This window comes from Sphingomonas sp. SRI_018, from assembly GCF_057586275.1.
In genome coordinates, this window is record NZ_JBYCZO010000002.1 from 726,690 (window position 1) to 736,677 (window position 9,988).

Here is a 9,988-nt window from a genome sequence, read left to right on the forward strand (position 1 = left end):
CCGATGCTGATGTCCAACACCGCGCGCACGGCGCGGCTCCACTATATGGCCAATGGCTTCCGCGTGCTGGCCCCCGGCGACCACGTGATCTGCGCGGTCAGCGGCGCGAAGATTCCGCTCGATGAGCTGCGCTACTGGAGCGTCGCGCGGCAGGAGCCCTACGCCAGCGCCAAGATCGCCAGCGAGACGCTCGCTCCGTGAGGCGAACCGCGGGCGGGGGAGTGGCGGCCGCCGCGGTGATCGCGCTCGCCGGCTGCGTCTCGCCGTCCGCGCCCACGCCCTCCTCGGCGCCGCCGGCAGCTGCTCCCGCGGCCAACATCACGCCTCGTGCGCAGCCTTTGCCGCCGAGCGACTTCGTCCTCGACGGTGCGACGATCCAGGGCGGCATCCTGCGCGGCACCGTGCCGATGGGTACGACCGCGCTGAATTTCGACGGCGCGCCGGTCCCGTTCGCGCCGGACGGCAGGTTCCTGATCGCCTTCGACCGTGACGCCGGCCCCAGCGCCTCGCTTGCCGCCACTCGCTCCGACGGCTCGGTCGTCACGCGCGCGCTCGCCGTTGCGCCGCGCGACTGGCAGATCGAGCGGTTGAACCGGCTCCCGCGCTTCCCCCAGCCGAGCGCGGAATTCGCCCGCCGCCGCCCCGCCGAGCTCGCCCAGATCGCCGCGGCGCGCGACAGGCAGACCGATGCCCAGGGCTGGCGCCAGCAATTCATCTGGCCGGCGACCGGCCGCATCTCCGGCCGCTTCGGCAGCCAGCGCATCTACAAGGGCGAACCCGGCGCCTATCATTCCGGCGTCGACGTCGCGAAGCCTGAAGGCGCGGTGGTGGCGGCGCCCGCCGACGGCGTGGTGATCCTGGCGGCCGATCACCCCTTCACGCTGGAGGGCAACCTGCTGATGATCGACCACGGCATGGGCCTCAACAGCGCTTTCCTGCACCTCAGCCGCATCGACGTGCGTGTCGGCGACCACGTCCGCCAGGGCCAGCCGATCGGGCGCGTCGGCCACACCGGCCGTGCCACCGGTCCGCATCTCCATTGGGGGATGAAGTGGCGGGACGCGCGGATTGACCCGCTGCTGGTCGCGGGGCCGATGCCGGCCGGAAACTGACCCGACGTAATATTGCTGCTGTCGCTGGCGCTCGCACGACACAATGATGCACTGCGGAAACCCTGGTGCGATTCTCTGTGTTATTTTGGCTACAGTCCCCTTGAAAAGGCGCGGTTTTGCGTGCGTCTCAGCTTTACAGCGGATGAACGAAGTTTAGACCTCCGCGCATGTCCTTCGCGCAGCTGCGTTGTGCGCCGCGCGAAAGATCACAATCGGCCTTGGGGGCGGCACAGCCGAACGGGCCAAGATGCGAGGGATAATTTCGTGACCAGCAACACCTATTTCAAGCGCAAGTCGCTGTTCGGCGGCGCTGCCCTGCCGGCGCTCGCCTTGCTCGGCGCCGGCATGTATGCGGTGCCGGCATTCGCTCAGGATACCGCTGCGAGCACCACGGTCGCACAAGACCAGGCCGAGCAGTCGACCGGCGAGGACATCGTCATCACCGGCTCGATCCTGTCGAATGCCGTCCCGTCGCCGGTGACCAGCCTCACCATCGAGAACCTCGATCAGCGCGGCATCAGCACGATCCAGGAGAGCATCCAGCGTCTCGCGGCCAACAACGGCCCGGCGCTGACCAACTCCTTCACCGCCAACGGCGCGTTCGCGGCCGGTGCTTCGGCCGTGTCGCTGCGCGGCCTCACCACCAACTCGACGCTGGTGCTGTTCGACGGCATGCGCGCGGCCTATTATCCGCTGGCTGACGACGGCACCCGCAACTTCGTCGACCTGAACACGATTCCCGACGACATCGTCGAGAAGATCGACATCCTGCGCGACGGCGCGTCCTCGACCTACGGCGCCGACGCGATCGCGGGCGTGGTCAACATCATCACCAAGAAGAACGTCCAGGGCATCAGCGGCCGCGCGGAAGCGGGCATCTCCGATCGCGGCGACGCGGCGCAGTATCGCCTGTCGCTGACCGCCGGCTTCGGCGATCTCGATAAGAACGGCATCAACGCCTATGTCAGCGGCTTCTACTACAAGCAGGAGATGCTGAAGAACGCCGATCGTCCGTATCCGTTCGACACGGACGATTTCTCGCGAGTCTGTCACGACGATACCTGCGGCGTTAACGGCATCATCAACGGTGTTCAGTCCGACGGCGTGATGAGCGGCTTCGGCATCGCGACGCCGTTCATCGTCCGTCCGCGCAATCCGGTCACCGGCGGCGCCATTCCCGGCGTTTCCTCGCGCTATCAGCTGCTGAACGGCTGCCAGGGTCTGCCGACCTACACCCTCAGCCCGGCGGAACTGGCGCTTCCGGGTAATGCGGCGGCGCCCGCCAACGGCGTGGTCTGTCAGGAGGATCTGACCAAGCAGTATGGCGTGATCACCCCGGAGGTTGAGCGCTTCGGCTTCTCGGCTCGCGTCACCGCCCGGGTGGGCGAGAGCAGCGAGGCCTATGCCGCGTTCAACTTCGTCCAGTCGTCGTCGTTCGACAGCTACATCCCCGCGACGATCCGCGCTAACGCGCCGGCGCCGTTCTACTATCCGCGCTACAGCACCTCGGCGAACGTTGCTTATTACGGCAACAACACGGTCCTGCAGCTGCCGGTCTATGTCTGCCCGCGCGGCACGACGGCCGCCTGCACCGCGGCCAACGGCACGCTGAACCCGAACAATCCGTTCGCGGCGCAGGGCTATACGGCGGCGATCGCCGGCCGTATCCCGAACCTGTTCGAGGAGAATTACAGCCGCACGCGGACCTATCGCGGTGCCCTCGGCATCCGCGGCCCGATCTCCGACAACTGGGATTACAACGTCAGCGCCACCGCGATGCACGTCGACCTGCTTCGTCGGTACAACGGCTATGTCTACATCCAGCACCTGCTCGATGTGATCGCCGATGGCAGCTACAACTTCGTCAATCCGTCGGCCAACAGCCAGGACGTGCTTGACTATCTCGCGCCGGAAGCGCGGGCGACCTCGACGTCGGACCTGTTCCAGGCCGACGCCAGCGTGTCGGGCAAGCTCGCCGAGCTGCCGGGCGGTCCGCTGCAGCTCGCGTTCGGCGCATCGGTCCGCTACGAAGCGGTGGATTCGCCGAGCATCAACTCGGACTTCAACGGCGGCACGGAGCGGTACTTCCGCCTCAACGGCTTCGCCATCAAGGGTGATCGTACCGTCTACTCGCTCTACAGCGAGCTCAACGCTCCGATCGTCGACATGCTGACGGTCAACCTGGCTGGCCGCTACGACCGCTATCCGAACGGCATCGACAACTTCTCGCCGAAGGCGGGCGTTATCCTCAAGCCGTTCGATCGCTTCCTGACGCTGCGCGGCACCTACTCGCGCGGCTTCCGGATCCCGAGCTTCGGCGAGGCCAATGCGACCTTCCCGACCACGGGTTACGTCACGGCCAACCCCGCCATCTATACCGACTATGTCCTGAATCAGTATGGGTGCTCGCTGGCAACGTACACGAGCTGCCCGACCTACATCACGGGCGCGTCCTACGGCGCAACGTCGATTTCCAATCCGGATCTGAAGCCGGAGAAGTCGCGGAGCTTCACCGGCGGTATCGAGATCGAGCCGGTTCGCGGCGTCAGGCTTTCGGTCGATTACTACAACATCCGGAAGACCAACGTCATCACGACCGCGAGCAACGCGGCGGCGATCGAAGCCTATTATTCCGGCCAGCCGATCCCGGAAGGCTTCGTGGTCGTCCCCGACGCGCCTGACGTCAACAACGAGACCGCCCTGCCGCGCATCGCTTTCGTGCAGTCGCCCTTCATCAATGCCAACACGATGAAGACCTCGGGTCTCGACTTCGGGCTGGATGCGGACGTGGCGCTCACGGACAACATCCGCTTCATGACCAATGCCCAGGCAACCTACATCCTCAAGCTTGAGATGAAGTTCCCGGACGGTCACGTCGAGCGCTACGACGGCACGCTCGGCAACTTCAACCTGACGGCGGGCTCCGGCACGCCGAAGTGGAAGGGCACCTGGACCTCGGCGGTCGAGATCAACCGCAACTTCACGCTGGCCGGTACGCTCAACTATTACGACGGCTATGACCTGTCGGCGATGGACCAGGGCACCGAGTATAAGGACTGCGGCCTGAACGACGGTTCGCTGCCCTGCCGCGTGAAGAGCTACATCACCTTCGACCTCAACGCGCAGGTCAAGGTGAACGATCAGTTCACCCTCTACGCGAACGTCCAGAACCTGTTCGACCGGATGCCGCCGATCGACACCGTCACCTACGGTGCGCACGGCTACAACCCGATCCAGGGCGGCGAGGGCATCTACGGCCGTTACTTCAAGGCGGGCGTGAAGTTCGGCTTCTGAGCCGGACCTCAGGTCAGAATATCGGGGCGGCTCGGCAACGAGCCGCCCTTTTTTTAGCAATCCGTTCGGTGGTCCCCTCGGGACTGTCCTGTTCGGATTCAGTCAGTGCTCCTGCGAAGGCAGGAGCTCAGGCCGCAAGTGACGCGGGACGTGATCCAGGGCTCCTGCTTTCGCAGGAGCACGCCTCCACTTCATTCGGACGTTTGATCCCGCCCGTGCTGCACCGCATCGCCGGTGCGGGCGTCAGCTCACGCTCAACTCGAGCTTTCCATCGCCATCGTCCACTTTCACAGTCGACCCGTCCTTGACCTCGCCCTTGAGGATCAGCTCCGCGAGCGGATCCTGCAGATACCTCTGCACCGCGCGCCGTAGCGGCCGTGCGCCATAGACCGGATCGTAGCCGACCCGGCCTAGCCACGCCCGCGCGCCGTCGCTGAGGTCGATCGCGATCTTGCGGTCCGCCAGCAGCTTGGCCAGCCGCGCGACCTGGATGTCGACGATCGGCCCCATATGCTCCGCGGCGAGGCGGTGGAACAGGATGATCTCGTCGAGCCGGTTCAGGAACTCCGGCCGGAAATGCGCGCGCACCACCTCCATCACCTGCGGCTCGACGCTCTTGACGGTCTCGCCGTCGGACAGGTTGGCGAGGAACTGCGAGCCGAGGTTCGATGTCAGGATGATCAGCGTGTTCGAGAAGTCGACCGTGCGCCCCTGGCCGTCGGTCAGCCGCCCATCGTCGAGCACCTGCAGCAGCACGTTGAACACGTCGCCGTGCGCCTTCTCGACCTCGTCGAACAGCACCACCTGATAGGGGCGCCGGCGAACCGCTTCGGTCAGCACGCCGCCTTCCTCGTAACCGACATAGCCCGGAGGCGCGCCGATCAGGCGGGCGACGGCGTGCTTCTCCATGAACTCACTCATGTCGATGCGCACCATCGCCGCGGGATCGTCGAACAGGAATTCGGCGAGCGCCTTGGTCAACTCGGTCTTGCCGACGCCGGTCGGGCCCAGGAACAGGAACGAACCGAGCGGACGGTTCGGGTCCTGCAGACCGGCACGCGCGCGCCGCACCGCGGTTGACACCGCGCGCACTGCCTGGTCCTGGCCGATCACGCGCTTGCCCAGCTGCTCCTCCATGTGGAGCAGCTTCTCGCGCTCGCCCTCCAGCATCCGGTCGACGGGGATGCCGGTCCAGCGGCTCACCACCGCGGCGATGTCGTCGGCGTTGACCTCCTCGCGCAGCATCGCGCCCTTGGACGCGCCTTCGGCTTCCTCGAGCTGCTTGGTCAGGGCGGGAATGGTGCCGTAGGAGAGCTCGCTCATCTTGGCGAGGTCGCCCGCGCGCTGCGCCTGCTCCAGCTCGAGCCGGGCGGCATCGAGCTGCTCCTTGATCTTGGCCTCCGACGCGATCTTGTCGCGCTCGGCCTGCCAGCGCTGCGTCAGCTCCGCCGACTGCTGCTCCAGATTGGCGAGCTCGCCCTCCAGGTTGGCCAGCCGCTCCTTCGACGCCGCGTCGCTCTCCTTCTTCAGCGCCTCGCGCTCGATCTTGAGCTGGATGATGCGCCGGTCGAGGTTTTCGATCTCCTCGGGCTTCGACTCCACTTCCATCCGGATGCGCGACGCCGCCTCGTCCATCAGGTCGATCGCCTTGTCGGGCAGGAAGCGGTCGGTGATGTAGCGGTTGGAGAGCGTCGCCGCGGCGACGATCGCACCGTCGGTGATGCGCACGCCGTGGTGCAACTCGTACTTCTCCTTGAGCCCGCGCAGGATCGAGATGGTGTCCTCGACCGTCGGCTCGTCGGCGTAGACGGGCTGGAAGCGCCGCTGCAACGCCGGGTCCTTCTCGACGTACTTGCGATACTCGTCGAGCGTGGTCGCGCCGATGCAGTGGAGCTCGCCGCGCGCGAGCGCAGGCTTCAGCAGGTTGGAGGCGTCCATCGCCCCCTCGGTCTTGCCGGCGCCGACCAGCGTGTGCATCTCGTCGATGAACAGGATGATGTCGCCCTCGGCGGCGCGCACCTCGTCGAGCACGCCCTTGAGCCGCTCCTCGAACTCGCCGCGGTACTTGGCCCCGGCGATCAGCGCGCCCATGTCGAGTGCCATCAGCCGCCGGTCCTTGAGCGTCTCCGGCACGTCGCCGTTGGCGATGCGCAGCGCGAGACCCTCGGCGATCGCGGTCTTGCCGACGCCCGGCTCGCCGATCAGCACGGGGTTGTTCTTGGTGCGCCGGGCGAGGATCTGGATGGTGCGCCGGATCTCCTCGTCGCGGCCGATCACCGGATCGAGTTTGCCGTCCCTGGCGGCCTCGGTCAGGTCGCGTGCGAACTTCTTGAGCGCGTCGTAGCGGTCCTCGGCGCCCGCGGTGTCGGCGGTACGGCCGCCGCGCAGCTGATTGATCGCGGCGTTGATGCTCTCGGGCGTCGCGCCCGACGCCTTGATCGCCTTGCCGGCGGCGGTGTTGAGGCTCAGCGCCAGCGCGACCAGCAGCCGCTCGACGGTGACGTAGCTGTCGCCGGCCTTGGTCGCGATCTGCTCGGCCTGATCGAGCACGCGCACCGCGTCGTTGTCGAGCCCCGGCGTCGCCTGCGCGCCGCTGCCCGACACGGCCGGGATTTTGGACAGGGCGAGATCGGTCTCGCTCGCCGCGCGCTTGGGATCGCCGCCCGCGGTCTGGATCAGCCCGGCGGCCATGCCCTGCTCGTCCTCCAGCAGTGCCTTCAGGAGGTGCTCGGGGGCGATCCGCTGGTGGGACATGCGGATGGCGACGGTCTGCGCCGACTGGAGGAAGCCCTTGGCGCGGTCGGTGAATTTCTCGAGGTTCATGAACCTTCCCTGTTGTTCGTCAGGCGCTCAGATGGTGTTGCATATCGGCAACACAAGGGCGGCTGGCTGTCTTTCTTGACCCTGCTTGTGAACTCCATCCGTCCCGGATCGGCACCGGCTGGAAGACGTGCCGCCACGGTTCGCGAGGTTGCAACAATTCCGCAAAGGAAACGACATCGATCTCTCTCCGCACTGCAACATAGCGCGATTAGCGGCGCGCCAGCACGGGCATTGCGCTCGTGCGACTTCGGAGAAACCCCCAGATGCGCCATTTCGCCGCGTGCCTGCTCGCCGGCTCGTCCCTGTTCGTCGCTGTCGCCGCTCACGCGGCCGCGCCGGACGATTCCACAGCCGCAAACCCGCCCGTGGCCGAGGAGCCGACCGCCGAAGCCGACATCGTCGTGATCGGCAAGGGCGAGACCCGCCAGGTCCAGCAGATCGGCGCGCAGGACATCGCCGAGCTCGTCCCCGGCACCAGCCCGCTCAAGGCGATTGAGAAGCTGCCCAGCGTCAACGTCACCGGCGCCGATCCGTTCGGCGCCTATGAATGGGCGCAGCGCGTGTCGATCCGCGGCTTCAACCAGAACCAGCTCGGCTTCACATTGGACGGCATCCCGCTCGGCGACGCGAGCTACGGCAACGTCAACGGCCTTCACATCAGCCGCGCGATCATCAGCGAGAATATCGCCGAGACCCGCGTGTCGCAGGGTTCGGGTTCGATCGGGACGCAGGCGACCAACAACCTCGGCGGCACGCTGGAGTTCACCTCGCGCGATCCGGCGCGCGAGTTCGGCCTCGACGCCAACGCGACCGTCGGCAGCGACAACATGTGGCGCACCTTCTTCCGGCTCGAGACCGGCGAGCTCGGCGAGGGCGGGCCCAGCGCCTATGTCTCCTACGTCCATTCGGACACCGACAAGTGGAAGGGCTGGGGCTCGCAGCGCGTCAACCAGGTCAATGTGAAGGCGGTCGCGCCGCTGGTCGCTGGCCTGCGCGCGGTCGGCACCTTCGACTTCTCCGACCGGCGCGAGAACGACTATCAGGACCTGTCGCTCGGCATGATCTCGCGGCTCGGCTACAAGTGGGACAATATCTCCAACGACTACGCCACCGCGATCCGGCTGGCCGACATCGCCAACAACATCGACCGGTTCAACAACGCTACCGGCGCGGCCGGCCCCGACGGCCGGTCGGACATCACCGGCAACGCGCCGAGCAATCCGGCGGCGGGCACGGTCTTCCCGGCGCCGTTCCAGACGCTCGACGACGCCTATTTCAACGCCGCCGGCCTGCGGCAGGACTATCTCGCCTCGGTGGGGCTCGAGACGACCGGCGACTCCGCCGTCCACGGCCAGCTCAAGGGCTATTATCATTCGAACCATGGCCAGGGCATCTGGTACACGCCCTATGTCAACTCGCCCTCGGGCGTGCCGATGTCGATCCGCACCACCGAATACGACATCCGCCGCAAGGGCGTGTTCGGCGACGTCGGCACGCGGCTGGGCTTCAACGACTTCACCGTCGGCGCCTGGTACGAGCGCAACGACTTCCGCCAGGCGCGCCGCTTCTACGGCCTCGACAGCCGCACCGAGCCGACCCGCGACAGCCTGGATTTCCAGCACGGCGCCTTCGCGACCCAGTGGGACTGGCAGTACCGGACCGACACCTTCCAATATTATGTCCAGGACAAGCTCGGCTTCGGCCCGCTGACGGTGAATCTGGGGTGGAAGGGCTTCGCCGTCACCGACAAGGCCAATCCGATCGTCGGCGGCGGCCTTGCCGGCGGGCGGATCAAGGTGACCGACTGGTTCCAGCCGCACGCGGGCGTCGCCTATCGGCTCGGCGATGGTGCCGAGCTGTTCGCCGGCTTCACCCAGGTGACGCGCGCCTTCGTCGCTTCTGCGACCACCGGGCCGTTCGCCACCACCCAGACCGGCTTCGACGCGCTGCTGAGCGGCGAGACCAAGCTCAAGCCCGAGCAGTCGGACACCTATGAGCTCGGCGGCCGCGTCCGCGCGGGGCCGTTCACCGGCTCGCTGGCGGGCTATTACGTCAATTTCCGCAACCGCCTGCTCGGAGTCACCACCGGCGCCGGCATCGTCGGCAATCCGGTGATCCTGCAGAACGTCGGCGACGTCCGCTCGCTCGGCTTTGAGGCGACCGGCGACCTCAGGCTCGGCGCCGGCTTCGGGCTGTTCGCGTCGTACAGCTACAATGATTCGACCTATCGCGACGACGTCCATACCACCGCGTCGGTGGGCGGCGTGCCGACGCCGGTGACGATCCCGACCGCGGGCAAGACCGTGGTCGACGCGCCCAAGCACATGCTGAAGGGCGAGGTCACCTACGACCATGCCGGCATCCTGGCGCGGGTCGGCGCCAACTACATGAGCAAGCGCTACTTCACCTACACCAACGACCAGTCGGTGGACGGCCGCGTGGTGGTCGACGCGACGCTTGGCTACCGGTTCGACCTCGGCGGCCGCAGCCTGGAGATCCAGGGCAACGTCACCAACCTGTTCGACAAGAAGTACGTCTCGACGATCGGCACCAACGGCTTCGGCAATTCGGGCGACAACCAGACGCTGATGGTCGGCGCGCCGCAGCAGTTCTTCCTGACTCTGAAGGCTGGGCTCTGATTGACAAATGCGGTGTAGCTGTACCCCGGCGCAGGCCGGGGCCCAGTTGCGATCCTTTTCGATTCTGGGCCCCGGCCTGCGCCGGGGCGGGGAAGGGGTCCACTGCACCCTCTCCTCCCT

The 9,988-nt window shown here is 66.7% G+C and carries 5 protein-coding genes; 4 read left to right on the top strand and 1 reads right to left on the bottom strand.

What is annotated here, in order from left to right; genetic code table 11:
* Window positions 1–3 precede the first annotated feature (3 nt).
* The 3 genes from AC2YHA_RS15400 (at window position 4) to AC2YHA_RS15410 (ending at window position 4,406) form a co-directional block, all read left to right on the top strand.
* Window positions 4–201, top strand: coding sequence for a DUF2093 domain-containing protein (locus tag AC2YHA_RS15400; RefSeq protein WP_233784149.1), 198 nt, complete (start codon window positions 4–6; stop codon window positions 199–201).
* Window positions 198–1,112, top strand: a complete 915-nt coding sequence (locus tag AC2YHA_RS15405; RefSeq protein WP_487402297.1) for a M23 family metallopeptidase — start codon at window positions 198–200, stop codon at window positions 1,110–1,112. The genes AC2YHA_RS15400 and AC2YHA_RS15405 overlap by 4 nt, the downstream gene beginning before the upstream one ends.
* A gap of 345 nt (window positions 1,113–1,457) precedes the next feature.
* Window positions 1,458–4,406 (top strand): TonB-dependent receptor domain-containing protein, encoded by a 2,949-nt coding sequence (locus tag AC2YHA_RS15410; protein WP_487402327.1) that lies wholly within the window; start codon window positions 1,458–1,460, stop codon window positions 4,404–4,406.
* A 243-nt stretch (window positions 4,407–4,649) separates the two neighbouring features.
* On the opposite strand, the gene clpB is transcribed toward AC2YHA_RS15410, so the two are convergent.
* Window positions 4,650–7,229 (bottom strand): ATP-dependent chaperone ClpB, encoded by a 2,580-nt coding sequence (gene clpB, locus AC2YHA_RS15415; protein ID WP_487402298.1) that lies wholly within the window; start codon window positions 7,227–7,229, stop codon window positions 4,650–4,652.
* A gap of 263 nt (window positions 7,230–7,492) precedes the next feature.
* Between clpB and AC2YHA_RS15420 the strand changes: the two genes are divergently transcribed.
* The gene (locus tag AC2YHA_RS15420) at window positions 7,493–9,868 is read left to right on the top strand and encodes a TonB-dependent receptor (protein WP_487402299.1); all 2,376 of its coding nucleotides are present in this window, start codon (window positions 7,493–7,495) and stop codon (window positions 9,866–9,868) included.
* The last annotated feature ends 120 nt before the right edge of the window (window positions 9,869–9,988 follow it).

Bases quoted from the DNA above. Each gene is read 5' to 3' on its own strand.
- AC2YHA_RS15400 (WP_233784149.1), top strand. From the start codon at position 4: ATGCTGATGTCCAACACCGCGCGCACGGCGCGGCTCCACTATATGGCC.
- AC2YHA_RS15410 (WP_487402327.1), top strand. From the start codon at position 1,458: ATGTATGCGGTGCCGGCATTCGCTCAGGATACCGCTGCGAGCACCACG.
- clpB (WP_487402298.1), bottom strand. From the start codon at position 7,229: ATGAACCTCGAGAAATTCACCGACCGCGCCAAGGGCTTCCTCCAGTCG.
- AC2YHA_RS15420 (WP_487402299.1), top strand. From the start codon at position 7,493: ATGCGCCATTTCGCCGCGTGCCTGCTCGCCGGCTCGTCCCTGTTCGTC.